The organism is Oryzobacter faecalis (assembly GCF_046764005.1).
GTDB lineage: Bacteria > Actinomycetota > Actinomycetes > Actinomycetales > Dermatophilaceae > Oryzobacter > Oryzobacter faecalis.
In genome coordinates, this window is sequence record NZ_JBKOFW010000004.1 from 220,725 (window position 1) to 246,706 (window position 25,982).

The window sequence follows — 25,982 nt, forward strand, 5'->3', positions numbered from 1 at the left end:
CAGGGTCAGGAGTCGCAGGGTCAGGAGTCGCGGGCGGCGGCGCGGCCCGCCGTCACGGTGAACGACCTCGGCGGCGTCCAGCCTCGTTCGGCGAACGCCTCGGCGACCGCCGCCACGACGTCCTCGGCGGAGCGGGCCGGCACGAGGGCGATGCTCGACCCGCCGAACCCGCCGCCCGTCATCCGCGCGCCCAGCGCACCGGCGGACCGCGCGGCCTCGACCGACACGTCGAGCTCGTCGCAGGAGACCTCGTAGTCGTCGCGCAGCGACGCGTGCGAGGCGTCGAACAGGCGGCCGACCGCGCGCAGGTCGCCCGCCTCGAGGGCCTCGACGGCAGCACGCACCCGGGCGATCTCGGTGACGACGTGGCGGGTGCGGCGGGCCTGCTCGTCGTCCAGCCGCGAGAGGGCGTCGTCGAGGTGGTGGGGGTCGACGTCGCGGAGGCTGACGAGCCCGAGCGCCGCGGCCGCCGCCTCGGAGACGCGGCGTCGGGCCTCGTACTGGCCGTCGTTGAGGGCGTGGGCGGCCCGGGTGTCCGTGACGACGAGGACGTGGCCACCGGTCCCGGCGCCCCCGGGTGCGTGGTGGCCGGCGAGGTCGAAGGGGACGTGCGACGTCTCGCCCGAGCGGCAGTCGAGGAGGAGGGCGTGCCCCTCGCGGCACAGCAGCGAGGCCGACTGGTCCATGCCTCCCGTCATCGCGCCCGCGATGTCGTTCTCGGCCCGGATGCAGGCCCGCGCCAGGCGCGCGCGGGAGGCGTCGTCCTCGAGCAGTCCCAGCCCGAACAGGTCGCTCGCCGCGGCGCCCACGGCGCACTCGAGGGCGGCCGAGGACGAGAGCCCGGCGCCGAGCGGGACCTCGCTGTCGACGGTGACGTCGAGCCCGCGCACCGCGAAGCCGTCCTCGCGCAGGGCCCACAGCACCCCGGCGACGTAGGCGGCCCACCCCGACGGCCGCCCCGGCCCGACGTCGGCGAGGTCGACCTCGACGGTCTCGCCGGCCTGCACCGAGTGGACCCGCAGGCGGTCGTCGTCCCGGGCGGCGCAGGCGGCGGTCGTGCGCTGCGGCAGGGCGATCGGGAGGACGAGACCGCCGTGGTAGTCGGTGTGCTCGCCGATGAGGTTGACCCGACCGGGCGCCGACCACACCCCCGTCGGCGGGGCCTCGAGGGCGCGGACGTGGGCGTCGGCGGCACGGGTCATGCGGGTGAGTCTAGGGAGGGTGCCCCTGACAGAATGAGCCCATGTCCACCCCGTCGACCGACGCTCCCGCACGCCCGCGCATCCTCTCCGGGATGCAGCCGACGAGCGACTCGCTCCACCTCGGCAACTACCTGGGGGCGCTCGTCAACTGGGTGTCGATGCAGGAGGACTTCGACGCGTACTTCTTCGTCGCCGACCTCCACGCGCTCACCGTGCCCACCGACCCGGAGGTCGTCCGGCGGCGCACCCGCGTCACGGCGGCGCAGTTCATCGCCGGAGGCGTCGACCCCGAGCGGTCGGCCGTGTTCTGCCAGAGCCACGTGGGTCCGCACCCGGAGGTCGCCTGGATCCTCGCCTGCCAGACGGCGATGGGCGAGATGAACCGGATGACGCAGTTCAAGGACAAGACGGCCAAGGGCCAGAACGCCAACGTCGGGCTGTTCACCTACCCGGTGCTCATGGCCGCCGACATCCTCATGTACGACGCCGCGTTCGTGCCGGTGGGCGAGGACCAGCGCCAGCACCTCGAGATCACCCGCGACCTCGCCCTCCGGTTCAACCAGCGCTTCGGCGAGACGTTCCGGGTGCCCGAGCCGTACATCCCCAAGGCCTCGGCGAAGATCATGGAGCTCACCGACCCGACGTCGAAGATGTCCGGGACGAACTCGCCCGACAAGGGCATCCTCCTGCTCAGCGACACCGAGAAGCAGCTGCGCAAGAAGGTCATGTCGGCGGTGACGGACACCGAGGCCGAGGTCCGCTTCGACCCGGAGGCCAAGCCCGGCGTGTCGAACCTCCTCGTCGTCCACTCCACCCTGTCCGGGCGCTCCGTGGAGCAGCTCCAGGCCGACTTCGCCGGACGTGGGTACGGCGACCTGAAGAAGGAGGTCGCCGACGTCGTCGTCGAGGCGGTGCGCCCCTTCCAGGAGCGGATGGCCGAGCTGCTCGACGACCCGGCCGAGCTCGACCGGATCCTCGCCCGCGGCGTCGAGCGCGCCCGGGTCGTCGCGGCCGCCACGACCGACCGGGTGCGCGACGCGGTCGGTCTCCTCCCGGCCGCCCGGTAAGGTCACCGACCATGCCCGTCCACGGCGTCGCCGTCACCGTCCCCGAGCCCTGGGGGACCCAGCTGCAGCAGGCCCGTGACGCCGTCGGAGACCCGATGGCCGCCGCCATCCCGCCGCACGTGACCCTCCTCCCGCCGACCCTCGTCGAGGGCGAGGCGGTCGACCAGTTCCTCGACCACCTCACCAAGGTCACGGCCGAGGCCGAGCCGTTCGACATGGTGCTGTCCGGCACCGGGACCTTCCGGCCGGTGTCGCCCGTCGTCTTCGTGCAGGTCTCACGCGGCATCGGCGTCTGCGAGGCGCTCGAGAGCGCGGTGCGGTCCGGGCCCGTCGCGCGGCACCTCGAGTTCCCGTACCACCCGCACGTGACGATCGCCCACCACCTCGACGAGGAGGCGCTCGACCGCGCCTTCGACTCCCTCGCCGACTTCCGGTGCGCGTTCCGCGTCGAGTCCGTCGAGCTCTACCACCACGAGGACGACGGCGTGTGGCGCGTCGTGCGCTCCTTCCCCCTGGGCGCCGACCCGGCCCGGCCCTGACCCGCGCCCGGGCGCTCAGGCGGCCGCGACGCCCCCGGCCCGGACGTCCTCGTAGTGCCCGACGAGCTCACGGGTGAGCGACGCCCACGAGCGGTCGCCGACCAGCGCCCGCCCTGCCTCGCCCATGCGCGACCGTGCCGTGGCGTCGAGGACGAGCCGCCCCACCGCCCGCCCCAGCGACCCGGGCGCATCGGGGTCGAAGAGCAGCCCGGTCGTGTCGTGGCCGACGAGGTCGAGCGGGCCGCCGCGCGCGGGGGCGACGACGGGGAGGCCGGATGCCGCGGCCTCCTGGAGCGTCTGGCCGAAGGTCTCGCGCGTCCCCGGGTGGACGAACACGTCGAGGGCGGCGTAGGCGTCGGCCAGGTCCGTGCCGGAGCGGTGGCCGAGGAACACCGGCATCGGGCGCGACCCGGCCGCGGCGGCGGTCCCGAGGACGTGCTCCGCCTGCCGACGGGCCGGACCGTCGCCGACGACGACGAGCCGGACCCCGGGCTGGCCGGCGACCTCGACGAGCCGCCCGAGCTCCTTCTCGGGCGCCAGCCGGCCCACGTAGCCGACCAGCACCTCCCCGCCCGGCGCGAGCCGCCGGCGCAGCGCCGCGACCTCGGCCGACGTCCTGCGGTCCGGGTGGAACGAGGTGGCGTCGACGCCGCGGCGCCACAGCGCCGTCCGCGGCACCCCGTGGGCGCGCAGCTCGGCGAGGGTGGCCGAGGACGGGGCCAGGGTGCGCCCGGCGAGGCCGTGGACGCGCCGGACCCAGCGCCAGGCGGTGTTCGCCGCCCGCAGCCCGGCGGGCCCGGCGTGCTGGGCGAGGTAGGCCGGCATGTCCGTCTGGTACACGGCGACCGACGGCAGCCCCAGGTGCGCCGCGTCCCTCAGCGCCCGCGCGCCCAGGACGAAGGGCGAGGCGACGTGGAGGACGTCGGGCGCGAACCGGTCGAGCACGGCACGCACCTCGTGCGTCGGCAGGCCCGTGGGAAAGCTGCGGACGCTCACCGACGGCACGGTGACGACCCGGTGCCCGGCGTGGCGGTGCGGCGCCGGTCGGGGGCACACGACGAGCACCTCGTGCCCGAGCTCGCCGAGCTGCTCGACGACCCGGCAGACACTCGTCGTCACGCCGTTGACGGTGGGAAGGAACGACTCGGTGGCGATCGCGACCCGCATGCCCCGACGCTCCCGCCCCCGACCCCACGGAGGGTGACGTGCGAGTGGGTGGCGGGTGAAGGTCACGTGACCAGATAGCCTCGCGTGCCATGTCGGACATCTCCGGGTTCTGGGCCGTCGTCCCCGCGGGAGGCGCAGGGACGCGGCTCTGGCCGCTCAGCCGGGCCGCGCGCCCGAAGTTCCTCCTCGACCTCACGGGGAGCGGGCGCACCCTCCTCCAGGCCACCGTCGACCGCCTCGGACCGCTCACCGGCGACCGCGTCGTCGTCGTCACCGGGGTGGCCCACTCCGCGGCGGTGCGCGACCAGCTCCCCGACGTGCCGGCCGGCCGCGTCCTCGCCGAGCCGTCGCCGCGCGACTCGATGGCCGCCATCGGCCTGGCCGCTGCCGTCGTCGAGCGCGAGGACCCCGAGGCCGTCATCGGCTCGTTCGCGGCCGACCACGTCATCCCCGACGTGGACGCCTTCCACGCCGTCATCCGCGAGGCGGTCGAGGTCGCCCGCGCGGGACACCTCGTCACCATCGGCATCGAGCCGACGCACCCGGCGACGGGCTTCGGCTACATCCGCGCGGGTGCACCGCTCGACGGCGCGCCCACGGCCCTGCACGCCGTCGAGTTCGTCGAGAAGCCGGATTCCGAGCGCGCGCGGCGCTACGTCGACTCCGGCGAGTTCCGTTGGAATGCAGGGATGTTCGTGGTCCGGGCCTCGACGCTGCTCGACCTCCTCGCGCGGTGGCACCCCGACCTCGCTGAGGGTGTGCGCGACATCGCGGCCGACCCGTCACGCCTCGACGACGTGTGGCCCGGGCTCACCCGCATCGCCATCGACCACGCGGTCGCCGAGCCCGCTGCCGAGGCCGGTCACGTGGTGGTCGTTCCCGCGCCCTTCGCCTGGGACGACGTCGGCGACTTCGCGAGCCTGGCCACCCTGCTGCCGGGTGAGGACGAGCCGCGCGTGCTCGGCGACCCCTCCGACGTGACGGCCCTCGAGGCGACCGGTGTGGTCGTCGCGGGGTCCGGTCGGCGGGTGGCCGTCGTCGGCCTCGACGACGTCGTGGTCGTCGACACCCCCGACGCGCTGCTCGTCACGACCCGCGCCCGGGCCCAGGACGTCAAGGCCGTCGTCGACCTCCTCAAGGAGCAGGGCCGCACCGACCTCACGTGAGGAACGGGGTCAGGAGAGGGCGAGGTCGCGCCGACGGTGACCCCAGAGGCCGAGCGCGACGAGCGCCGCCGCGAGGAGGAGCTCGACGGTGCCCGGCACCAGGTCGAGGGCGGTCCCCGGCACCGCGGGCAGGTGCCAGAACGGCGACACGGCCTGGACGGCGTCCGGCAGCCGGAGCGTCTGGCCGAGCAGCACCTGCAGGGCCGACGCGCCCGCCAGCGCCCACGCGAGCAGCGCGAACCGCGGGGCCAGGCCGACGACGATCGCGGCGAACGCGACGACGACGAGCACAGCGGGTGCGTAGGCCACCTGGTCGCCGACGACGGTGAGCGCGTCCGAGCGGTCGCCCCCGGCCAGGGCGTATCCGGCGGCGAGGCCGGCCCCCATGACGGCCATGAGGGCCACCGACCCTCCGACCGCCACGGTGAGGACCGCGCCCATCCACCCGGTCCGTGACGTCCGGGTCGCGAGGACCTGCTCGGCGCGCCCGGACTCCTCCTCCGACCTCAGCCGCAGCACGGCGCTGACGCCGAACCCGGTCGCGAGGACCGCCATGAACAGCAGGACGTACCGCAGGAAGGCGTCGATGACGGCCGCCTCGGCGTCCGACCCCGCCCCGATGTACTGACCGATGTCGGGGTTGCTCTCGAGCAGGTCCGGGACCGTCGGGATGACGGCGCCGTAGACCAGCGCGAGGAGGGTCAGGCCGACGGCCCAGCCGACGAGGCTTCCTCGGATCAGCCTCGTCGCGAGGCCGATCGGCGTGGCGAGCGAGCGCGCGGCGCGTGCGCGGCCGGGGCGGGGGTGGATGAAGCCGCCGCCGAGGTCGCGTCGCGCCACGAGCCCCGCGGCCACCGTGACGAGGAGGCCCGTCGCGACGACGAGGAGGAGGGCGGGCCACCAGCGTTCCTCCCCGAACGCGTCGAGGGCCTGCGCCCACCCGAAGGGCGAGAGCCACACGACCCCGGAGTCGCGCATCGCCCCGAGCCCCCGCACGAGGTAGCCGACCGCGACCGCGCCGCCTGCGATGGCGAGGGCGCCCCGGGTCGAGGTCGACAGCTGCGCGGCCACCAGTGCCACGGCCGTGTAGCAGACCCCGAGGAGGGTGAGCCCGAGCCCGTAGGCGAGCGTGCCCGTCGTGTCCAGGCCGGCCCCGAGCATCGAGGCCGTCGTGACGAGCCCGACGAGCGCGGCGGCGAGCACGCCGTAGCCGAGGCCGGCCACGGCCGCCGCGTTGCGCCCGAGGACGGTCGAGCGCAGCAGCTCGGCCCGGCCGGACTCCTCCTCGGCCCGGGTGTGCCGCACGACGAGGAAGGTCACCATGAGGCAGGTCCCGAGCTGGGCCACCTGGGAGATCTCGTTGGCGGTGATGCCGCCGATGGTGTCGATGCCGGCCTGGCGCCCCGACATCAGCAGGCTCACCGGGCTGGCGCCGACGCTCGCGGCGTAGCCGGCCACCTTGGCGGGGGTGTCGTACACGCCGGGGACGGCGGCGGCGCTCGCCGCGATGACGCCCCCGAGCCCGGCGACCCACAGGGGCAGCCGGACCCGGTCGCGCCGCAGGACGAGCCGGGCGAGGTGTCCGGTGCCGGCGAGGGTGCCGCTCACGCCGCACCCGTGTCGGTCGTGGTGGGGATCTCCTCGCCGTAGTGGCGCAGGAAGAGCTCCTCGAGCGTCGGGGGGTGGGCCGTGAGCGAGCGCAGCCCGAGCCCGGAGAGCACCGCGACGGCGCCGTCGAGGTGGTCGGAGTCGACGTCGAAGGTGACCCGCCCGTCCTGGAGCTGGGGCCGGTGCACCCCCGGCATCCCCGCGAGGGCCGTGGCCGGGGACGCCGTCTCGGCGACGACCGTGGTCCGCGTGAGGTGCCTCAGGTCGGCGAGGGTGCCCGACTGCACGACGCGCCCCGCCTTGATGATGCTCACCCGGTCGCTGAGCGCCTCCGCCTCGGCGAGGATGTGGCTGCTGAGCAGGATGGTGGCGCCTTCGGCCCTGACCTCGTGGACGCACTCCTGGAACTCGGCCTCCATGAGCGGGTCCAGCCCGGAGGTGGGCTCGTCGAGGAGGAGCAGCTCGGCACGGGAGGCGAAGGCCGCGACGACCGCGACCTTCTGCCGGTTGCCCTTGGAGTAGGTGCGGGCCTTCTTCGTCGGGTCGAGGTCGAACCGCTCGAGCAGCTCGGCCCGGCGCGCCTCGTCGATCCCGCCGCGCATCCGGGCGAGGAGGTCGATGACCTCGCCGCCGGTGAGGTTCGGCCACAGGGTGACCTCTCCCGGGACGTAGGCGAGCCGGGCGTGCAGCGTGCTGGCGTCGGCCCAGGGGTCACCGCCCAGGAGGCGGGCCGTGCCGCGGTCACGGCGGAGCAGGCCGAGGAGGATGCGGATCGTCGTCGACTTGCCGGCGCCGTTGGGGCCGAGGAAGGCATGGACCTCGCCGGTGCGGACCTCGAGGTCGAGGTCGTCGAGGGCGCGGGTGGTGCCGAAGGTCTTGACGACGCCGTGGAGCTCGATCGCGTGGGTCACGCGATCCAGAGTGTCACAAGTTTCACAAACTTGTGAAGAGTGTGACCTACACTCGCCCCCATGGACGGTCTCGCCCAGGCGGTGGAACGGCTCGGGCAGGTGCTCGAGGACAGCGGCATCCCCCGGATGCCGGCACGCGTCTTCGCGTACGTGCTCGCCGAGGACCGCGACCGGTACACCGCCGCCGAGCTGGCCGAGGGTCTCGACGTCTCGCCCGCGGCCATCTCGGGGGCGGTGCGGTACCTCACCCAGACCGGCCTCGTCGTGCGCGAGCGGCGCCCGTCCGGCCGCGGCGACCTGTACCGGATCGTCGACGGCGACGTGTGGGGGACGATCATGCGGGCGCGCCTGCCGATCCTCGACCACTACGTCGCCTCGCTGCAGGAGGCCGTCGCCCTCCTCGACGCCGGCAGCGCGGGGCGGGCCCGGCTCGAGGAGACGCGGGCGTACTTCGACTTCGCGCGCCGGCAGATGGCCGACCTCGCGCAGCGGTGGGAGGCCGAGCGCACGGGGGCGCGCGCGGACTCGTCCCGAACCTGACGGGGGAGGTGCCCCCGCCGAGTAGACTCGGCGCCCTGATGAACGACGATGCCCTTCTCGCCGCCCTCGGCGAGCGCATCTCCCACCTCGCAGCCGAGCTGATCGACGTCCGCCGGGACCTCCACGCCCACCCCGAGCTGTCCCGTGAGGAGACGCGCACGACCGAGCTCGTGGCCGCCCGCCTCGGTGCCGCCGGTGTCCGCGTGCGACTCCTGCCCGGAACGGGCCTGCTCGCCGAGGTCGGGGCCCCCGACCCCGAGCACCGCGTCGCGCTGCGCGCCGACATGGACGCGCTGCCCGTCAGCGAGCGCACCGGCCTCGACTACTCCTCGCAGGTCCAGGGCGTGTGCCACGCGTGCGGTCACGACGTCCACGTGGCGGCGCTGCTGGGCGCGGTGCTCGCCCTGCGCCAGTGCGAGCCCGCCCTCGTCGAGCGAGGGATCGCCGTGCGCGGCATCTTCCAGGCGGCCGAGGAGATCATGCCCGGCGGCGCACTCGAGGCGATCTCGGCCGGAGCCCTCGACGGCGTCGACACCGTGTTCGCCGTCCACTGCGACCCGACCCTCGACGTCGGTGAGGTCGGCCTGCGCGAGGGCCCGCTGACCGCCGCCTGCGACCAGGTGGCGGTCTCCCTCCACGGGCGCGGCGGCCACACCTCACGCCCTCAGCTCACGGAGGACCTCACCTTCGCCCTCGCCAAGGTCGTCACCGACGTGCCGGCCGCGCTGTCGCGCCGCCTCGACCCGCGCACCGGGACCGCGCTCGTGTGGGGGGCGATCAGTGCCGGTCGGGCCCCCAACGTCATCCCGTCCACCGGCGAGTGCCGAGGCACGCTGCGGATGCTCGACGCGCAGGCATGGCAGACGGTCGGACCGCTCCTCGAGGAGATCGTCCACGCGGTCGTCCAGCCGTACGGCGTGCAGGCGAAGGTCGAACGGGTCAAGGGCGTGCCGCCGGTCGTCAACACCGCGGCCGGCATCGAGGCCTTCCGCCTCGCCTCGCTCGCGAGCGGGATGCACCCGGTGCCCACGACGCAGTCCCTCGGGGGCGAGGACTTCTCGTGGTACCTCGCCCACACGACCGGCGCGATGGCGCGGCTCGGCACCCGCACCCACGGCGGGCCGACCTTCGACCTGCACCAGGGCGACCTCGTCGTCGACGAGGGCGCCGTCGTCCTCGGGGCCCGGCTCCTCGCTACGGTCGCCGTGCTGCGCCGCGGCGCCCGCCCCGACGAGCGCTCGCTGGAGGCCACATGAGCACCGTGCCCGGGTCCACGCCCCTCGACGTCGACTGGGACGCCCTCCACGCCGAGGCGGTCCGGATGACGACCCTCGCCTACGCCCCCTACTCGGGCTTCCCGGTCGGGGTGGCCGGGCTCGTCGACGACGGACGCGTCGTCTCGGGGTGCAACGTCGAGAACGCCGCCTACGGCGTGGTGCTGTGCGCCGAGTGCGGGATGGTGTCCGAGCTGCACAAGACCGGCGGAGGGCGGCTCGTCGCCGTGTCCTGCGTCGACAAGCACGGCGCCCCACTGATGGCGTGCGGCCGGTGCCGACAGCTGTTGTGGGAGAACGGGACTCCCGACACGCTCCTCATGACGCCCGAGGGCGTGCTGACCCTGCGCGAGGTGCTTCCCCAGGCGTTCGGGCGCGAGACCCTCGACGCCGTCTCACCCGTCCGCCCCGCCTGAGGCCCCGGGCGCCGGGGGTGGGTCCGGGCCGGGCGCCGCCGGCGTGGGACCTCACCGCGAGAGCTCGTCGACGGCCGCCACCGCGCCCGCGACCACGACGACGTCACCCGGGTCGATGCGGGTGCCGGGGGTGGTGTCGACGAACGCCCCGGTCCCGCTCCGGCGCGCGATGACCCGGACGCGGGGGCCGTTCGGCAGCCGGAGGAGGTCATCGAGCGGACCGTGCAGCGTCCTCGACGCCGTGCAGACGGCCACGGAGTAGTCCTCGCCGAGGCTCACGACGTCCCCGAGCCCGCCGGCCAGCAGCACGGACAGGCGCCGGGCGGCGTCCCGTTCGGGCCGGACCACGTGATGGGCCCCCATCCGCTCGAGGATCCGGGCGTGCCTGTCGCTGGTGGCCTTCGCCCAGATGTCCGGGACCCCGAGGTCGGCGACCAGCGAGGTGGCCAGCACGCTGGCCTCGAGCCCCTCGCCGATCGACACGACGACGCTGTCGTACCCGGCGATGCGGAGCTGGTCCAGGGCCTCGCGGTCGGTGGCGTCGGCGATGACGGCATGGGTCAGCTCGTCGGCCCAGGCCTGGACGACGGAAGGATCGGCGTCGAGGCCGAGCACCTCGGCGCCGCGGCGCTGGAGGTCCCGGGCCAGGGAGCCGCCCATCCGTCCCAGACCGATGACGGCGATGCGGCGACGGGTGCTAGCCAACGATGGGCCTCTCCTCCGGGTAGGCGACACGGCGCGGTCGCGTGCGCAGGGCGAGCGCGGCGCCCAGGGTCAGGGGGCCGAGGCGGCCGAGGAACATCAGGCCGGCGACGAGCAGCTGTGCGCCGGAGGGGAGCCCGGCCGTGATCCCGGTCGACAGGCCGACGGTCCCGAAGGCCGAGGCCGCCTCGAAGAGCACCTCGCCGAAGGGCAGGTCGGTCATCCAGAGCAGCGCGTAGGTGCTCCCCACGACGGCGGCCACCGAGAGCAGGGCCACCGTGAGGGCCTGTCGTTGGACGTCGGCAGGGAGCGTGCGGCCGCCGACGCTGACCCGGCGCTCGCCCCTCAGCTCGGCCCACAGGACGAAGCCGAGCAGGAGGAAGGTCGTCACCTTGATGCCCCCGGCCGTGCCCCCACTTCCTCCGCCGATGACCATGAGGACGGTGCTCGCCAGCAGGCTCTCGTCGTGCAGGTCACCGACGGGCACGCTGTTGAAGCCCGCGGTGCGCGTGTTCGTCGCGTGGAAGAAGCCGGCGAGCAGGCGAACCGGTCCGGGGTGCGCCCCGAGCGTGGCGTCGTTCGACCACTCGGCCGCGGTGATGACGACGGTGCTGAGGGGGAGGAGGGCCGCGGTGCCCCACACGGTGATGCGGGTGTGCAGCGACCACCTCCGGGGCGCGCGCCACGCGCGGCGCAGCTCCCACAGGACCGGGAAGCCGATGCCACCGCAGATGATGGCGAGCGCGACCGCCCCGCAGACCACGGGATCGGCGACGAAGCGCTCCAGGCTGTCGGCGTAGAGGGCGAAGCCGGCGTTGTTGAACGCCGAGACGGCATGGAACACGCCGAGGTACGCCGCCCGGCCGGGGGGCTCGCCGTGCGCCGTGGCGAGGCGGACGGCGAGGACCACGGCGACGGCCACCTCGAAGAGCAGGGCCGTCCGCACGACCGACCGGACGAGCTGGAGCGATCCGAGGGCCGGTGACCCGCGCTGCGCCTCCACCTCGGCGAGCCTGCTGGCCCGGATCCCGAGCCTGCTCCCGATGAGCAGCGCGACGACCGACGCGGTCGTCATCACGCCGAGGCCGCCGACCTGGATCAGGCCCAGGATGACGAGCTCCCCGGCCGTCGACCAGTGCGTGGAGGTGTCGACGACGACCAGGCCGGTGACGCACACCGCGGAGGTCGCGGTGAACAGGGCCGTCACGAGGTCCGCGGGTTCGCCGGTCTCGGTGGCCACCGGCGTCATCAGCAGCGCGGTGCCGACGCCGACGGCGGCAGCGAACGCCACGACGACGAGACGGATCGGGTTCGCGAAGACGTCGGTGAGCGTCGAGCGCTGGAGGACGACCGAGCCGAGGCGCACTCCACGACCCTACGAAGGGGCCGGGGCGGGTGGGAGGACCACGGCGTCAAGATGGCGTCAAGATCCGCCACTCCCGGGCCCTCCGACGGTGGGGGCTCGCGCCCGTCCGGGGTGGTGACGGGCCGGCCCCCACCCCTGCCATGATGGCCGGATGAGCGAAGCCTTCGACGCCGTCGACGTCATCATCCGCAAGCGCGACCGCCACGAGCTCTCCGATGACGAGATCCGCTGGGTCATCGACGCCTACACGCGCGGGGCCGTCGCCGACGAGCAGATGAGCGCGCTCGCGATGGCCGTCCTCCTCAACGGGATGACGCGCCGCGAGATCTCGACGTGGACCGCCGCGATGATCGCCTCCGGCGAGCGGATGGACTTCTCCTCGCTCTCCCGTCCGACCGCCGACAAGCACTCGACCGGCGGCGTCGGCGACAAGATCACCCTCCCGCTCGCACCCCTCGTCGCCGTGTTCGACGTCGCCGTCCCGCAGCTGAGCGGCCGCGGCCTCGGCCACACCGGCGGCACCCTCGACAAGCTCGAGTCGGTCCCCGGCTGGCGGGCCGGCCTGAGCAACGAGGCGATGATGGCCCAGCTCGAGGACGTCGGTGCCGTCATCTGCGCCGCCGGCTCCGGCCTGGCTCCGGCCGACAAGAAGCTGTACGCCCTGCGCGACGTCACCGGCACGGTCGAGGCGATCCCGCTCATCGCCTCCTCGATCATGAGCAAGAAGATCGCCGAGGGCACGGGCGCGCTCGTCCTCGACGTCAAGGTCGGCAGCGGCGCGTTCATGAAGAACCGCGACGACGCCACCGAGCTCGCCCGCACCATGGTCGACCTCGGCACCGACGCCGGTGTCAACACCGTCGCCCTCCTCACCGACATGTCCACCCCGCTCGGCCTCACGGCGGGCAACGCCCTCGAGGTCCGCGAGTCGGTCGAGGTCCTCGCCGGCGGCGGCCCGGCCGACGTCGTCGAGCTGACCGTGCGCCTCGCCGAGGAGATGCTCGAGGCCGCCGGCCGTGGCGGCGAGGACGTCGCCGCCGCGCTCGCCGACGGGCGGGCGATGGACGCCTGGCGCCGGATGATCGCGGCGCAGGGCGGCGACCCCGACGCGCCCCTCCCCACGGCGAAGGAGACGCAGGAGGTCCGCGCCACGAACAGCGGTGTGCTGCAGACGCTCGACGCGTACGCCGTCGGCGTCTCCGCCTGGCGGCTCGGTGCGGGCCGGGCCCGCAAGGAGGACCCGGTCCAGGCCGGGGCAGGCATCGAGATCCACGCCAAGCCGGGCGACACCGTCCGCGAGGGCGACGTCCTCCTGACCCTCCACACCGACACACCCGACCGGTTCGAGCGGGCGCTCGCCGCCCTGGACGGCGGCATCGAGATCGCCCCCGAGGGCACGACCGTCGAGCGCACCCCCATCGTCATCGACCGGATCGCCTGATGACGACCGCCGCCGTCCCCGCGACCGTCGTCGCGCGCGCCCCGAAGGCCCTGCTCCACGACCACCTCGACGGCGGCCTGCGCCCCGCGACGGTCGTCGAGCTCGCCGAGGCGTCCGGCTACACCGACCTGCCGACGACCGACGCCGACGCCCTGGGGCGCTGGTTCCGCGACGCGGCCGACTCCGGCTCGCTCGAGCGCTACCTCGAGACCTTCTCGCACACCGTGGCGGTCATGCAGACCGAGGAGCAGCTGAGCCGGGTCGCCCGCGAGTGCGCCCTCGACCTCGCCGCCGACGGTGTCGTCTACGCCGAGTCGCGCTTCGCCCCCGAGCTGCACATCGAGGGCGGGCTCTCCCTCGAGCGCGTCGTCGAGGCCGTCCTCGCCGGGTTCCGGGAGGGGGAGCAGGAGGCGGCCGCGGCCGGCACGCCCATCCGGGTGCGCACCCTCCTCACCGCGATGCGCCACGCGGCCCGCAGCCGCGAGATCGCCGAGCTCGCCGTCCGCTACCGGGACCGCGAGGTCGGCGGCTTCGACATCGCCGGGGCCGAGGCCGGCTTCCCTCCCACGCGCCACCTCGACGCCTTCGAGTACCTGCGCCGCGAGAACGCCCACTTCACGATCCACGCGGGCGAGGCGTTCGGCCTGCCCTCGATCTGGGAGGCGATCCAGTGGTGCGGCGCCGACCGGCTCGGGCACGGTGTACGGATCGTCGACGACATCACGCGCGGGACCGACGGCGGGCCGGCCTCGCTCGGCCTCCTCGCCGCCTACGTGCGCGACTGCCGCATCCCCCTCGAGATGTGCCCGAGCTCGAACATCCAGACGGGCGCCGCGGCCTCGGTGGCGGAGCACCCCATCACCGTGCTCAAGGACCTCCGCTTCCGCGTCACCGTCAACACCGACAACCGGCTCATGAGCGGGACGTCGATGACGCGCGAGATGCAGCTGCTCGTCGACGAGGCCGGCTGGTCGATCGAGGACCTGCGCTGGACGACGATCAACGCGATGAAGTCGGCGTTCCTCCCGTTCGACGAGCGCCTCGAGCTCATCGAGCACGTCGTCAAGCCCGGCTACGCGGCCCTCGGGGCGCACGCCTGACCCGAGTGGGGCCGGCAGGGGTCAGCCGCGGGGGAGCAGCGGGTCGGAGGGGAGGACGCGCGCCCGCAGGCGCTCCTCGCGCCACAGCCGTTCGAGGTCGCGCCGGCGCCGCTCGGCGACGACGGCCGCCAGGACGACCTCCGGGTGGTGACCGGCCGGGGGCGGCGGGCTGACGTGCGGGAGGGTCGTGTGGAGCAGCTCGACCCCGAGTCGGTGGCGCGACTCGGGTGAGAGCGACGGCGCGCGGGAGAGGAACTGCCGCACCGCGACCGTCAGCCCCGAGGGCAGGGCGGCGACGTCGGCCCCGGCGGCCCACTGCTGCAGCGACGGGTGCACCATCGGGGGCGCGGTGAGCCGCAGCCGGGCTCGCTGGGAGACCACCATGGTCCCGGCAGCCATGTCCCCCAACCGTTTGCCGCGCGGGTGGATCATCGCCGCAAGGAGCGCAGGGACACCGGTGAGGATGTAGACCTCGACGTACGCCACCAGCGCCCGGACGACGGCGTGCCGGGCCGTGATGGGCCCGCCGTCGTCGCGGACCACCCGCAGGCCGAGGGCGAGCTTGCCCAGGGTGCGTCCCCGGGTCACGGTCTCGAGGGTGGCGGGGAGCACGACGATGACGATGGTGCTCCACGCGATGCCGACGATGCCGACCATCGCGTCGGAGGCGTCGCCGAGGGCCAGGCCGAAGGCGATGATCCCGCCGATGAGCAGGGTGAGGGCGAGCACGACGTCGATGAGGCCGCTGGCCATCCGGGCCGCGACGCTCGCGGCCGGCACCTCGACGGCCACGCCCTCGCCGGTGACGAGGTCGTCGCCGGCGTAGCTGCGGTAGCCCCCGGGGTCGCTCACGCGGCGAGCCTAACCCGCCGACGGAGCGGGTCCCCCGGGTCCGCCGCGGCGGACGAGGGCCCGGGTTACGCTCACGGCGTGGACCTCGACGCCTACCTCATGGTGCACCAGCCCCAGTGGCGTCGGCTCGAGGAGCTGGCCTCCCGCCGGCGGCTGTCCGGCGCCGAGGCCGACGAGCTCCTCGACCTCTACCAGCGCGTCAGCACGCACCTGTCGGTCGTGCGGTCGGCCAGTCCCGACCCCTCGGTCGTCACCTACCTCTCGTCCGTCCTCGCGCGGGCGCGGGTCGCGGCGGCGGGCGGGCGGTCCTCCACGTGGTCCGACCTCCTCGCGTTCTTCACCCGCACCTTCCCCGCGGCGCTGTACCGCACGCGGTGGTGGTGGGGGACGACAGCGCTCCTCTCGGTCCTCCTCGCGACCGCCACGGCGTGGTGGGGCCTGTCGCACCCGGAGGTCTGGGAGTCGCAGATGACACCCGCCGAGATCGAGGCCTACGTCGGCACCGACTTCGAGAACTACTACTCGGAGTTCCCGCACGGGGAGTTCGGAACCCTGGTGTGGCTGAACAACGCCCGCGTCGCCGCGCTGTGCATCGCGCTCGGCGTCCTCGGCCTCCCGGTGCTGTGGATCCTCGGGCAGAACGTCGTCAACGTCGGGGTGGCCGCCGCCTTGATGATCGACCACGACCGGGGGGCGCTGTTCTTCGGGCTCATCCTCCCGCACGGCCTCCTCGAGCTGACCGCCGTCTTCGTCGCGGCCGGGGTGGGCCTGCGGCTGTTCTGGTCGTGGGTCGAACCGGGGGCGCGCAGCCGCCTCGACTCCTTCGCCGCGGAGGGGCGCACCGCCATCGCGATCTCGCTCGGCCTCGTCGCGGTGCTGCTCGTCAGCGGCTTCATCGAGGGCTTCGTGACCCCCTCCGGACTGCCGACGTGGGCGCGCATCGCCATCGGTGTCGTCGCCGAGGTGCTCTTCCTGCTCTACGTGTTCGTCGCGGGGCGGATCGCGGTCGAGGAGGGCGTGACCGGCGACGTCCTCACCCGCGACGCCGGCGACACCGCCCCCGTCACCGCCACCTGAGGACGCTCCGGCTCAGAGCAGGCCCTGGCGCTTGAGCATCAGGTAGTGGTCGGCGAGCCGCACCGGCAGGACCTCGGGGGTCGCGTCGAGGACGTCGACCCCGAGCTGCTCGAGAGCCGTGGCGGTGCGCCGCCGCAGAGACAGGGTGCGCTCGGCGGCGGCCGCGTCGTAGACGGCCCCGGTCGACCCGCGCTCGGTGCGCATCGCCTCGACGGCCGGGTCGGTGACCGACGCGATGACGACCCGGTGGTGCGCGACGAGCGGGGGGAGGACCGGCAGCAGGCCCTCCTCGACCGCCGACGACTCCAGCGCGGTGAGGAGGACGACGAGCGCCCGGTGCGTGCCGAGCCGGACGACCTCGGTGGCGAGGGCCGACCAGTCGGCCTCGACGAGCCGGGCCTCGACGGGCGCGAGCGTGCTGATCGTGTCGTGGAGCAGTCTGGCGCGGTCGGTGCCGGACACCCGGGCGTGGACGACGCGGTCTCCGGCGAGGACCTGCACGCGGTCGCGTGCGTGCCCCGCCAGCGCGGTCAGGAGCAGCGCGGCATCCATCGCGGCGTCCAGGCGTGGCGCGTCGCCGATGCGGCCGGCGCTCGTGCGCGAGGTGTCGAGGACGATGACGACCCGCCGGTGCTGCTCCGGCTGCCAGGTCCGGACGACGAGGTGCTGTCGGCGCGCCGTGGCCCGCCAGTCGATGGAGCGGACGTCGTCGCCGTCGACGTAGTCGCGCAGGCTGTCGAACTCGGTGCCCTGGCCGCGGGTGCGCACAGCCGCTCGCCCGTCGAGCTGGCGGAGGACGGCCAGCCGGCTGGGCAGGTGACGACGCGACGGGAAGGGGTGCAGGGCCCGGAACGACCCGGGCACCTCCACCGACCGCTGCCGGGCCGCGAGCCCCAAGGGTCCATGCAGCCGCAGGGTCACGCGGTCGGCGAGCCGGTCGCCGCGGCGGGTCGGGCGCAGGCGGGTCGTCACGCGGACCCGCTCGTGCGGCGGGACCTCGAGGCGGTGGACGGCGTCGACCGCACCCGCCGACGGCGGCCACGCGTCGCGGAGCAGCCCGCGCACCCCGCGGTCACCGGTGTTCGTGACCCACAGCGAGGTCGACGTCTCCTCGCCCAGGCGCACCTGGGTCGACGGGCCCCGCGACAGCCGCAGCACCCGCGGTGACGGCGCCAGGAGGACGTCGAGCGCGACGAGGACGACGACGACGAGGACCCACCAGCGCACCGTCGACCCCGTGGGCCACACGGCGACGGGCGCCAGCCCCAGCAGGGCCAGCGCGACGGCACGCCAGGTGATCGCCATCAGCGCGGGACGGCCACCGAGCCGAGGGCGCTGTCGAGGACCGACGCGACGCCGACACCTTCGAGCTCGGCCTCGGGGCGCAGGGAGAGCCGGTGGGCGAGGGTCGCGTGGGCGAGCGCCTTGACGTCGTCCGGGGTCACGTAGGTGCGCCCGGACAGCCAGGCCCACGCACGCGCGGTGTTCATCAGCGCGGTCGCGCCACGGGGGGAGACCCCGAGGGCGAGCGAGGGCGAGCTGCGGGTCGCGCGCGCGATGTCGACGACGTAGCCCGCGACCTCGTCCGAGACGGTGACGGAGCGCACCGCCGCAGCACCGGCGTCGAGGTCGGCCGCCGTCGCCACGGGCCGGATACCGGCCGCCGCGAGGTCGCGTGGGTCGAACCCGCCGGCGTGGCGGCGCAGGACCTGCACCTCGTCGGACCGCTCGGGCAGCGGCAGGACGACCTTGAGCAGGAACCTGTCGAGCTGGGCCTCGGGCAGCGGGTAGGTGCCCTCGTACTCGACGGGGTTCTGGGTCGCGGCGACCATGAACGGCGCGGGCAGTGGGTGCGGCTGGCCGTCGACCGACACCTGCCGCTCCTCCATCGCCTCGAGCAGGGCCGACTGGGTCTTCGGCGGGGTGCGGTTGATCTCGTCGGCGAGGAGGAGGTTGGTGAAGACCGGCCCCTGGCGGAACGAGAAGTCGCTGGCGCGGGCGTCGTAGACGAGGGAGCCGGTGAGGTCGCCGGGCATGAGGTCGGGGGTGAACTGGACGCGCTTGGTCCCGATGTCGAGGGCGGCGGCGAGGCTGCGCACGAGCAGGGTCTTGGCGACGCCCGGCACGCCCTCGAGGAGGATGTGCCCGCGGCACAGCAGCGCGACGAGGAGGCCCGCGACCGCGGCCTCCTGGCCGACGACGGCCTTGGCGACCTCGGCGCGCACCGCGAGGAGCGCCGCGCGGGCACCTTCGGCCGACGGGGCGGGCTGCGGTGGGGCGGACTGGTGGTCGGTCATGGGTGTCGGGCCCTCTCCTCGAGGTCGGTGAGCTGCTGCGCGAGCTGGATCAAGGCGGTGTCGTCGCCGGGGAGGGGGCCGGAGAGCGCCCGGGCGACGTGCAGGGGGTCGACGCCCGTGGCCCGGGCCACGGCATCGACGAGGACGGCGTCGCCGGCGGCCACCGGGACCGCGAGGCGGCGCCCGAGGCGTTCCCGGGTCGCGAGGCGCAGCACGGCGGCGGCCCTCGCCCGGTCCCCGGACCGGCGGTAGAGGCGGCCACGCGACTCGGTGGTCTCGACGGCCCGGACGACGACGGGAAGCGGCTCGCGGACGAGCCGACCGAGGCGGCGACCGCGCGCGGCGGCGAGGAGGACGACGGCGATGCCCAGCAGGGCGATGACCGGCCCGGTCCACACCGGCCAGACGTCGGAGAACCCGCCGTCCTCGCCCGGTCCGGGGGCGGTGAGGTCGCTCGTGCCCGGCTGGTACCAGACCACGCGCGGCAGCGACCCGAGGGCGCGGACGGCGAGCCCGGCGTGGCTGTCGGTGGTGATGTCCTCGTTGGTCCACGCCCCGCCGAAGCCGACGACGAGGGTCGACGGGTGGGCGGCGGACGCCGGCAGGTCGACGAGGGCCACGCCGGACGCCTCGGGGTCCGGTTCACCGTCCTCGCCCGGCAGGGGGAAGCACGAGGTGGCCCCGCGGGCCGCGGGCTCGGGCACGAAGCGGGTGTCGGTGCCGCTGACCTCGTCGTCGTCGCGGACGATCGGCGAGTCGCACCGCGCCGGGACGTCGTCGGCGCCACCGGGGTACGAGGCCAGTGGCACCTCGAGCCGGTCGAGCTGCTCGGTGCGCGGGCCGACGAGGACGAGCCGGCCGGCCGACCGCGCCGCTCCCGAGAGCCGCCGGGCGGCTCCGGGTCCGAGGTTCGTCGGGTCGGCGACGAGGACGGTGGTGCGGCCGTCGGGAGCGGCGCCCTCGAGCCCGGAGATGCTCCGCACGACGTCGACCTCGACGCCCCGGGCGCGCAGCACCTCAGCGAGGGCGCGCGCGCCCTCCGGCCCGGTGCCGCCGGGGTCGAGCGGGGCGACGGGGCGCTGGGCCGCCACGGCCAGGAGGGCGAGGAGGACGATGCCGAGCGCGACGACGCCGAGGTACGTCGCGGCGCGGCGCGGCGAGACGTCACGCCAGCCGCGCGGCCCGGTCGGTGTCGGGGCGTCCCGGGACACGGGGGCGGTGCCGGTGTCGGCCGATGTGGCGCTCAAGGCGTCACGACCAGGCCACCGGGGGCCCCGGGCAGGACCGGCCGCAGCACCACGAGCGCCTCGTCGAGGGCGACGACCTCGCGGGCCGACCCGGCGGTGGCCGGACGGCGCCCGTACCGCACCGCGTCGAACGCGTCGGCGGCTGCCGCCAGCCGCGCCGCCTCGGCCGGGAAGACCGGACCGAGCTGCACCGCCACCTCGTGGGCCGTGCGACCGGGGAGGTCGTCGAGGACGGTGCGCTCGACCGCGGCGCGCGCGATGGCGCGGTAGGCCTCGAGCACGGCGGTGTCGTGGTCCCCGGCGGCCAGGGCCTCCCGGGCGAGCGCCCGGTGCTCGGCCGCCGACCGGACCGGGCCGTCGAGGACACCCTCCCGGCGAGCACCCGTCATCCGGCGCTCGGCCCGCAGGGTGCGCGCGAGGACGAACGCGACGACCGCGATGCCGAGGGCGGCGACGAGCCAGATCGTCCACGACGGGAGGAGGGACGCCGAACCGGTGGAGCCGAGGAGCTCGACGAGCCACGTCCACAGCCGTTCGAGCAGCGAGGGCTGCTCGTGGTACATCCCCTTGCGGAGCTCGTCCTCGAGCCACTGCCGCGCCTCCGGCGACGTGGGGTCGAGGGGTGGGGCCGCGCGCACCGGCTCAGTGGGTCCGGGCGGCGCTCGGCCACGGCGCGGGCCCGCCGTGCTGGGCCGCGTGGATGAGCTGGACGTCGAGGCCCTCGCGGCGGATCCGCTGGTCGACGGTGAGGAGAGCGTCGACCCCGGCCGAGAACGGCGTGGTGACGGCGCCGCTGATGAGGCTGGCGACGCCGGTGAGGATCGCCTGCCACATGAACAGCTGGTCCTCGGCCCCGGCCGCGAGGACGAGGAGCACCCCACCGAGCGCGACGGGGATCGTGATGACCTGCGCGGCGAACCCGACGATGATCGCGGTGAGGAACCGGATGCCGAGGATCCGCCAGAAGTCGTGCCCGGACGTCAGCCGCCACGACCGCCCGAACGCCGCCCCGACGCCGCGCCCCTCGAGGACGATGAGGGCCGTGGTGAACCCGAGCCGGACCCAGAGGAAGAGGTAGAGCAGGAGCGCCACCAACGTCCCCACGACGGTGACGAGCAGCGCCACGGCGTCGAAGCCGTCGGCCTGCACGAAGAGGGCGACCCCGGGGCCGACGAGCACGGCGAGGACGACGACGGAGCCGAGCACGACGACGAGGACGGCGCCGAGCAGGGCCGGCAGGCGGCGCTTCGTGCCGTCCCACGTCTCGCCGATCGACACCTTGCGCCCGAGGACGGCCTGGCCGACGACGTAGGCGAGGAACCCGGTGAGCGCCACCGTGGACAGGAACGACCCGAGCGCCGGGACGTACTGGGCGAACAGGCCCACCCCGACCTCGGTGGACTCGAGCGACCCGGTCTCGAGGCTGCCCATCCAGCCGCCGAGGGCCGTGGTGGGGACGAGGCAGACGAGGGAGGTGACGACGGCGAGGCCGATCGTGGCCCCGACGTTGCCCCGGATCGCCTTCGTCACGGCCGAGTAGAGGTCACCGAGGGTGAGCGGCCGCAACGGGATGATGCCCGGCCGGAACTCCAGGCCGGCGACGTACGGCGAACCGGGGGTTCCGGGGGTCGGCGTGCCGCGCCCACCCGGTGGCGGGGGAGCCGGGGCAAACCCCGGCCCGGGCGGCGGGGGAGGTCCGGGCGGCGGGGCGGAGGGCGGGCTGGACCCGGGTGCCACCCACGGCTGGTCACTCATCGGTTCGCCCCCGTCTCCACCACGGCTCGACCCTAACCGACGCGGCCGACGCGGACGGCACGCTCGGTGCTTCCCCGTGACCGCCGCGGGTCACGGGTGATCACGGGGCGCCGCGCAGGGCCCGCTCGACGTCGGCCGCCCGCGCCGGGGTGGCGCCGAGGGCGGTCTGCCGACGGACGATCTCGGGCTCGTCGTGCATGAGGGTCAGGCCGCGGCGGACGAGGACGAGCGGCGGCTTGCGGCGCTCCTTGAGGTCGCGCAGGAGCCGGCGGACGAAGGTCACCACCGGACGGTGGTGGACGCTCCACGCGCTGTGCAGCACCCCGGACCCCTGTAGCCGCGCGATCACCTCGGCGGCGAAGATCCCCTCGGCCACGACGAGGTCGTGCGGGCCCGCGGTGAGCTCACGGCTGCCGACCGCCCGGCTGCGCGAGAGGTCGTAGACGGGGGTCCCGGTGCGTCCGGTGTCGACGAGGGCGCAGAGGGCGTCGACGGCCCGGTCGGCGTCCCAGCTGTCGGGGTGGTCCCAGTCGATGATGCCGAGCCCGACGTGCCGTGGCATCGCCGGGTCGTCCTCGTCGCGGTAGAAGTCGTCGAGGCGGAAGATCGGCCAGCCGTGGGCCTGGTGCAACCGCTCGGCCAGCCGGGACTTGCCGGCGCCGCTCGGTCCGGCGAGGACGACGACGCGGCGGCGGTCGGCGGCCCGGAGAGGAGGAGAGCCGGGGGCGGAAGCGGTCCCCGGCGCCTCGTCATCCACGGGTGAGGAGTCTAGAGGGGCGAGGGTCCGGTCCCGACGGTCGGCCCCGCCGGGCCGAACGGTCAGCGGCCCTTCGGGTGCCAGACGGTCTTGGTCTCGAGGAACGCCGCGAGCCGCGAGAGGTCGGGGACCGGCTCGAAGTCGGGCTCGACGGCCTCCGGGCCGGACCCGCCGGGTCGCACGACCCGCTTGAGGTTCTCGGCGGCGGCCAGCTCGAGCTCGCCCCAGACCACGCCCTCGGCATCGGCCGCGCCGGTGAGGTCGATGGCGTTGACGTCACGGTGGCTCGCGAGCCACGGGGCGACCTCGGCGGTGCGTCCGGTGATGATGTTGACGACACCACCCGGGACGTCGGACGTCGCGAGGCACTCGGCGAGCGTGACGGCCGGCAGGGGACGGTCCTCGCTGGTGAGGACGACGACCGTGTTGCCCGAGACGATGACGGGCGCGACGACCGACACCAGGCCCAGCAGGCTCGACGCCTGGGGCGCGAGGACCGCGACGACGCCGGTGGGCTCGGGGGCCGAGATGTCGAAGTACGGCCCGGCGACCGGGTTGAGGCCACCGAGCACCTGGGCGAACTTGTCGGACCAGCCCGCGTACCAGACCCACCGGTCGACGGCGGCCGAGACGACGGCCTCCGCGCGCGCGGGCGTCAGGCCCTCGCTGTCGCGGACGTCCTGGACGAGCTGGGCGCGGCGGCCCTCCATCACCTCGGCGACGCGGTAGAGCACCTGGCCGCGGTTGTACGCGGTGGCACCGGCCCACGCGGGCTGCGCCTTGCGGGCCGCGACGACGGCGTCGCGGGCGTCCTTGCGCGAGCCCATCGCCGCGTTGGCGAGGAAGCGCGGCGCGGCCGCGGCACCCCGGCGGCCGCCGGTCGGCGCGGCGAACACCTCGTACGAGCGGCCGCTCTCGCTGCGGGGGAACGTGCCCCCGATGTAGAGCTTGTACGTCTTGCGGACGTCCACGCGCGCGCTCACTTCGCCCCCCCGGTCGTGACGTAGGCCTCGAGGCCGTGGCGACCGCCCTCGCGGCCGTAGCCCGACTCCTTGTAGCCACCGAACGGCGAGGTCGGGTCGAACTTGTTGAACGTGTTGGCCCAGACGACACCGGCCCGCAGCTGGTCGGCCATCCAGAGGATCCGGCTGCCCTTCTCGGTCCAGATGCCGGCGGAGAGACCGTACGGGGTGTTGTTCGCCTTGGCCACGGCCTCACCCGGGGTGCGGAAGGTCAGGACCGAGACGACCGGGCCGAAGATCTCCTCCTGGGCGACGCGGTGCGCCTGGCTGACGCCGCTGAACACCGTGGGGCGGAACCAGTAGCCGGAGGTCGGCAGGTCGCAGCCGCTGTCCCAGCGCGTCGCGCCCTCGGACTCGCCGGCCTCGACGAGCGCCTCGATGCGGGCGAGCTGCGCGGCGCTGTTGATGGCGCCGACGTCGGTGTTCTTGTCCATCGGGTCGCCCACGCGCAGCGTCCCGAGGCGGCGCTGGAGCCGGGCGAGGACGTCATCGGCGATGTTCTCCTGCACGAGCAGGCGGCTCCCGGCGCAGCAGACGTGGCCCTGGTTGAAGAAGATGCCGTTGACGATGCCCTCGACGGCCTGGTCGATGGGCGCGTCGTCGAACACGATGTTCGCGCCCTTGCCACCGAGCTCGAGGGTCGCCTTCTTGCGCGACCCGGCGATGGCGCGGGCGATCATCTTGCCGACACCGGTCGAGCCGGTGAAGGCGAGCTTGTCGATGCCCGGGTGGTCGACGATCGCCTGGCCGGTGGTGCCGGCGCCGGTGACGATGTTGACGACGCCCGGCGGCAGGTCGGCCTGCTGGCAGACCTCGGCGAAGAGCAGCGCGGTCAGGGGGGTGGTCTCGGCGGGCTTGAGGACGACCGTGTTGCCGCACGCGAGGGCCGGCGCGATCTTCCACGCGAGCATGAGGAGCGGGAAGTTCCACGGGATGACCTGGCCGACGACGCCGACCGGACGGGGGTCGCGGCCGAGCGCCGCGTGCTCGAGCTTGTCGGCCCAGCCTGCGTGGTAGAAGAAGTGCGCCGCCGCGAGGGGGACGTCGACGTCGCGGCTCTCCTTGATCGGCTTGCCGTTGTCGAGCGTCTCGAGGACGGCGAACTCGCGGGCGCGCTCCTGCAGGATTCGGGCGATCCGGTAGAGGTACTTGCCGCGGTCGGCGCCGCTCATCCGCGACCACACGCGGGTGTAGGCCTGCCGGGCCGCGCGGACGGCGGAGTCGACGTCCTCCGGGGTCGCCTCGCTCACCTCGGCGAGGGTCTCCTCGGTGGCGGGGTTGACCGTCTTGAACGGGGTGCCGCCGCTGGCGTCGACGAACTCGCCGCCGATGAACAGCCCGTAGCTGCTGGCGATGTCGACGACGCTGCGCGACTCGGGGGCCGGTGCGTACTCGAAGGGGGGCATCTGTCGCTTCCTGGGGATCCGTGGTCGGCCGGTCAGTAGCCGCTGGGGGCGTCGTCGGCGACGTAGTCCGCGCCGGAGTAGGCCCCGGTCGCCATCTTCTGCCGCTGGAGGATGAGGTCGTTGAGCAGGCTGGACGCGCCGAAGCGGAACCACGTGTTGTCGAGCCACTCCTCGCCGGCGACCTCCGAGACCGTGACGAGGAACTTGATGGCGTCCTTGCTCGTGCGGATGCCGCCGGCCGGCTTCACGCCGACCATCTCGCCCGTGAGCCCCTGCCAGTCGCGGACCGCCTCGAGCATGACGAGGGTGACGGGCAGCGTCGCCGCGGGCGAGATCTTGCCGGTGGAGGTCTTGATGAAGTCGCCACCCGCGAGCATCGACAGCCACGAGGCGCGACGGACGTTGTCGTAGGTGACGAGCTCGCCGGTCTCCATGATGACCTTGAGGCGCGCGTCGCCGCAGGCCTCCTTGGTCTCGGCGATCTCGCGGAAGACCCGCAGGTAGTCGCCGGCCAGGAAGGCGCCGCGGTCGATGACCATGTCGATCTCGTCGGCCCCGGCCTGCACGGCGTCCGTGGTGTCGGCGAGCTTGACGGCGCGGCTCGCGCGCCCGCTCGGGAACGCGGTGGCGACCGCGGCGACCTTGACCCCGGTGTCGCCGAGGGCCTCCTTGGCGATCTCGACCATGTCGCCGTAGACGCAGACCGCGGCGGGGCGCGGCGTGGTGAGGTCGCTCGGGTCGGGGGTGACGGCGCGCGCGGCGAGGCCGCGGACCTTGCCGGGGGTGTCCGCGCCCTCGAGGGTCGTGAGGTCGATCATCGAGATGGCGAGGTCGATGGCCCATGCCTTGCTCGAGGTCTTGATCGACCGGGTGCCGAGCCCGGCGGCGCGGGCCTCGCAGCCGACCTGGTCGACGCCGGGGAGCCCGTGCAGCCAGGTCGTCAGCGCTTGGTTCGTCAGGCGGGAGACGCCGAGGAGGTCGCGGGCGCGCGCCGTGGGGTCGACAGCGGTCGTGGTGCTCACCGGTCGATTCTACGGGGGTGTCCGGTCCGTGGACACCGCCGGAGGGGG

25 protein-coding genes are annotated in these 25,982 nt (G+C 74.6%); 9 read left to right on the forward strand and 16 right to left on the reverse strand.

What is annotated here, in order from left to right; translation table 11 throughout:
* Positions 1 to 20: 20 nt before the first annotated feature.
* A complete protein-coding gene (galK, locus tag ACK8HX_RS09950) occupies positions 21 to 1,202 on the reverse strand; it encodes a galactokinase (RefSeq protein ID WP_411940533.1) in 1,182 nt (393 codons plus the stop codon).
* 41 nt (positions 1,203 to 1,243) lie between these two features.
* Between galK and trpS the strand changes: the two genes are divergently transcribed.
* Together trpS and ACK8HX_RS09960 are read left to right on the forward strand one after the other, a co-directional pair.
* On the forward strand, positions 1,244 to 2,269 hold the full coding sequence (trpS, locus tag ACK8HX_RS09955) for a tryptophan--tRNA ligase (RefSeq protein ID WP_411940534.1): 1,026 nt from the start codon (positions 1,244 to 1,246) through the stop codon (positions 2,267 to 2,269).
* Between the two features lie 11 nt (positions 2,270 to 2,280).
* The gene (locus ACK8HX_RS09960; protein WP_411940535.1) at positions 2,281 to 2,808 is read left to right on the forward strand and encodes a 2'-5' RNA ligase family protein; all 528 of its coding nucleotides are present in this window, start codon (positions 2,281 to 2,283) and stop codon (positions 2,806 to 2,808) included.
* A 15-nt stretch (positions 2,809 to 2,823) separates the two neighbouring features.
* On the opposite strand, the gene ACK8HX_RS09965 is transcribed toward ACK8HX_RS09960, so the two are convergent.
* Entirely contained in the window at positions 2,824 to 3,975 is a 1,152-nt protein-coding gene (locus ACK8HX_RS09965) for a glycosyltransferase family 4 protein (RefSeq protein ID WP_411940536.1), read from the reverse strand.
* An 89-nt stretch (positions 3,976 to 4,064) separates the two neighbouring features.
* Between ACK8HX_RS09965 and ACK8HX_RS09970 the strand changes: the two genes are divergently transcribed.
* Positions 4,065 to 5,141, forward strand: coding sequence for a mannose-1-phosphate guanylyltransferase (locus ACK8HX_RS09970; protein WP_411940537.1), 1,077 nt, complete (start codon positions 4,065 to 4,067; stop codon positions 5,139 to 5,141).
* 9 nt (positions 5,142 to 5,150) lie between these two features.
* On the opposite strand, the gene ACK8HX_RS09975 is transcribed toward ACK8HX_RS09970, so the two are convergent.
* A complete protein-coding gene (locus ACK8HX_RS09975) occupies positions 5,151 to 6,749 on the reverse strand; it encodes an ABC transporter permease (RefSeq protein WP_411940538.1) in 1,599 nt (532 codons plus the stop codon).
* On the reverse strand, positions 6,746 to 7,660 hold the full coding sequence (locus tag ACK8HX_RS09980; protein ID WP_411940539.1) for an ABC transporter ATP-binding protein: 915 nt from the start codon (positions 7,658 to 7,660) through the stop codon (positions 6,746 to 6,748). The genes ACK8HX_RS09975 and ACK8HX_RS09980 overlap by 4 nt, the downstream gene beginning before the upstream one ends.
* Before the next feature lie 60 nt (positions 7,661 to 7,720).
* Here ACK8HX_RS09980 and ACK8HX_RS09985 point away from each other — a divergent pair, with 60 nt between their 5' ends.
* The 3 genes from ACK8HX_RS09985 to ACK8HX_RS09995 are packed head-to-tail and all read left to right on the forward strand — an operon-like array spanning position 7,721 to position 9,890.
* On the forward strand, positions 7,721 to 8,200 hold the full coding sequence (locus ACK8HX_RS09985) for a GbsR/MarR family transcriptional regulator (protein ID WP_411940540.1): 480 nt from the start codon (positions 7,721 to 7,723) through the stop codon (positions 8,198 to 8,200).
* Between the two features lie 38 nt (positions 8,201 to 8,238).
* Complete coding sequence (locus ACK8HX_RS09990) at positions 8,239 to 9,456, forward strand: amidohydrolase (protein WP_411940541.1); 1,218 nt, start codon at positions 8,239 to 8,241, stop codon at positions 9,454 to 9,456.
* A complete protein-coding gene (locus ACK8HX_RS09995) occupies positions 9,453 to 9,890 on the forward strand; it encodes a cytidine deaminase (protein WP_411940542.1) in 438 nt (145 codons plus the stop codon). Before ACK8HX_RS09990 ends, ACK8HX_RS09995 begins: the two co-directional genes overlap by 4 nt.
* 51 nt (positions 9,891 to 9,941) lie before the next feature.
* On the opposite strand, the gene ACK8HX_RS10000 is transcribed toward ACK8HX_RS09995, so the two are convergent.
* Positions 9,942 to 10,595, reverse strand: coding sequence for a potassium channel family protein (locus ACK8HX_RS10000; RefSeq protein WP_411940543.1), 654 nt, complete (start codon positions 10,593 to 10,595; stop codon positions 9,942 to 9,944).
* Positions 10,588 to 11,958, reverse strand: a complete 1,371-nt coding sequence (locus ACK8HX_RS10005; RefSeq protein ID WP_411940544.1) for a TrkH family potassium uptake protein — start codon at positions 11,956 to 11,958, stop codon at positions 10,588 to 10,590. The genes ACK8HX_RS10000 and ACK8HX_RS10005 overlap by 8 nt, the downstream gene beginning before the upstream one ends.
* A gap of 151 nt (positions 11,959 to 12,109) precedes the next feature.
* Here ACK8HX_RS10005 and ACK8HX_RS10010 point away from each other — a divergent pair, with 151 nt between their 5' ends.
* Both ACK8HX_RS10010 and ACK8HX_RS10015 read left to right on the forward strand, forming a co-directional pair.
* Positions 12,110 to 13,399, forward strand: coding sequence for a thymidine phosphorylase (locus ACK8HX_RS10010; RefSeq protein WP_411940545.1), 1,290 nt, complete (start codon positions 12,110 to 12,112; stop codon positions 13,397 to 13,399).
* Positions 13,399 to 14,499, forward strand: coding sequence for an adenosine deaminase (locus ACK8HX_RS10015; protein ID WP_411940546.1), 1,101 nt, complete (start codon positions 13,399 to 13,401; stop codon positions 14,497 to 14,499). The genes ACK8HX_RS10010 and ACK8HX_RS10015 overlap by 1 nt, the downstream gene beginning before the upstream one ends.
* 21 nt (positions 14,500 to 14,520) lie before the next feature.
* Here the strand turns inward: ACK8HX_RS10015 and ACK8HX_RS10020 are convergent, their stop codons facing one another.
* Positions 14,521 to 15,351: an RDD family protein gene (locus tag ACK8HX_RS10020; RefSeq protein ID WP_411940547.1), complete on the reverse strand. Its 831-nt coding sequence runs from the start codon at positions 15,349 to 15,351 to the stop codon at positions 14,521 to 14,523.
* A 78-nt stretch (positions 15,352 to 15,429) separates the two neighbouring features.
* On the opposite strand from ACK8HX_RS10020, the gene ACK8HX_RS10025 reads away from it, so the two are divergent.
* Positions 15,430 to 16,428, forward strand: a complete 999-nt coding sequence (locus tag ACK8HX_RS10025; RefSeq protein WP_411940548.1) for a stage II sporulation protein M — start codon at positions 15,430 to 15,432, stop codon at positions 16,426 to 16,428.
* Between the two features lie 12 nt (positions 16,429 to 16,440).
* On the opposite strand, the gene ACK8HX_RS10030 is transcribed toward ACK8HX_RS10025, so the two are convergent.
* The 9 genes from ACK8HX_RS10030 to deoC all read right to left on the reverse strand — a co-directional run bounded on the left by ACK8HX_RS10030 (position 16,441) and on the right by deoC (position 25,934).
* Positions 16,441 to 17,733: a DUF58 domain-containing protein gene (locus ACK8HX_RS10030; protein WP_411940549.1), complete on the reverse strand. Its 1,293-nt coding sequence runs from the start codon at positions 17,731 to 17,733 to the stop codon at positions 16,441 to 16,443.
* Positions 17,733 to 18,725 (reverse strand): AAA family ATPase, encoded by a 993-nt coding sequence (locus ACK8HX_RS10035; protein WP_411940550.1) that lies wholly within the window; start codon positions 18,723 to 18,725, stop codon positions 17,733 to 17,735. Before ACK8HX_RS10035 ends, ACK8HX_RS10030 begins: the two co-directional genes overlap by 1 nt.
* Positions 18,722 to 19,972, reverse strand: a complete 1,251-nt coding sequence (locus ACK8HX_RS10040) for a DUF4350 domain-containing protein (RefSeq protein WP_411940551.1) — start codon at positions 19,970 to 19,972, stop codon at positions 18,722 to 18,724. The genes ACK8HX_RS10035 and ACK8HX_RS10040 overlap by 4 nt, the downstream gene beginning before the upstream one ends.
* Entirely contained in the window at positions 19,969 to 20,610 is a 642-nt protein-coding gene (locus tag ACK8HX_RS10045; protein ID WP_411940552.1) for a DUF4129 domain-containing protein, read from the reverse strand. Before ACK8HX_RS10045 ends, ACK8HX_RS10040 begins: the two co-directional genes overlap by 4 nt.
* 4 nt (positions 20,611 to 20,614) lie before the next feature.
* On the reverse strand, positions 20,615 to 21,538 hold the full coding sequence (locus ACK8HX_RS10050) for a hypothetical protein (RefSeq protein WP_411940553.1): 924 nt from the start codon (positions 21,536 to 21,538) through the stop codon (positions 20,615 to 20,617).
* Positions 21,539 to 21,827: 289 nt separating this feature from the next.
* On the reverse strand, positions 21,828 to 22,484 hold the full coding sequence (locus ACK8HX_RS10055; protein ID WP_411940554.1) for a uridine kinase family protein: 657 nt from the start codon (positions 22,482 to 22,484) through the stop codon (positions 21,828 to 21,830).
* Between the two features lie 62 nt (positions 22,485 to 22,546).
* Positions 22,547 to 23,467: an aldehyde dehydrogenase family protein gene (locus ACK8HX_RS10060; RefSeq protein WP_411940555.1), complete on the reverse strand. Its 921-nt coding sequence runs from the start codon at positions 23,465 to 23,467 to the stop codon at positions 22,547 to 22,549.
* Positions 23,464 to 24,912 carry an aldehyde dehydrogenase family protein gene (locus ACK8HX_RS10065; RefSeq protein WP_411940556.1) on the reverse strand — a complete coding sequence of 483 codons (1,449 nt, stop codon included), beginning with the start codon at positions 24,910 to 24,912 and terminating at the stop codon, positions 23,464 to 23,466. The genes ACK8HX_RS10060 and ACK8HX_RS10065 overlap by 4 nt, the downstream gene beginning before the upstream one ends.
* 32 nt (positions 24,913 to 24,944) lie before the next feature.
* Entirely contained in the window at positions 24,945 to 25,934 is a 990-nt protein-coding gene (gene deoC / locus ACK8HX_RS10070) for a deoxyribose-phosphate aldolase (RefSeq protein ID WP_411940557.1), read from the reverse strand.
* Between the last annotated feature and the right edge of the window lie 48 nt (positions 25,935 to 25,982).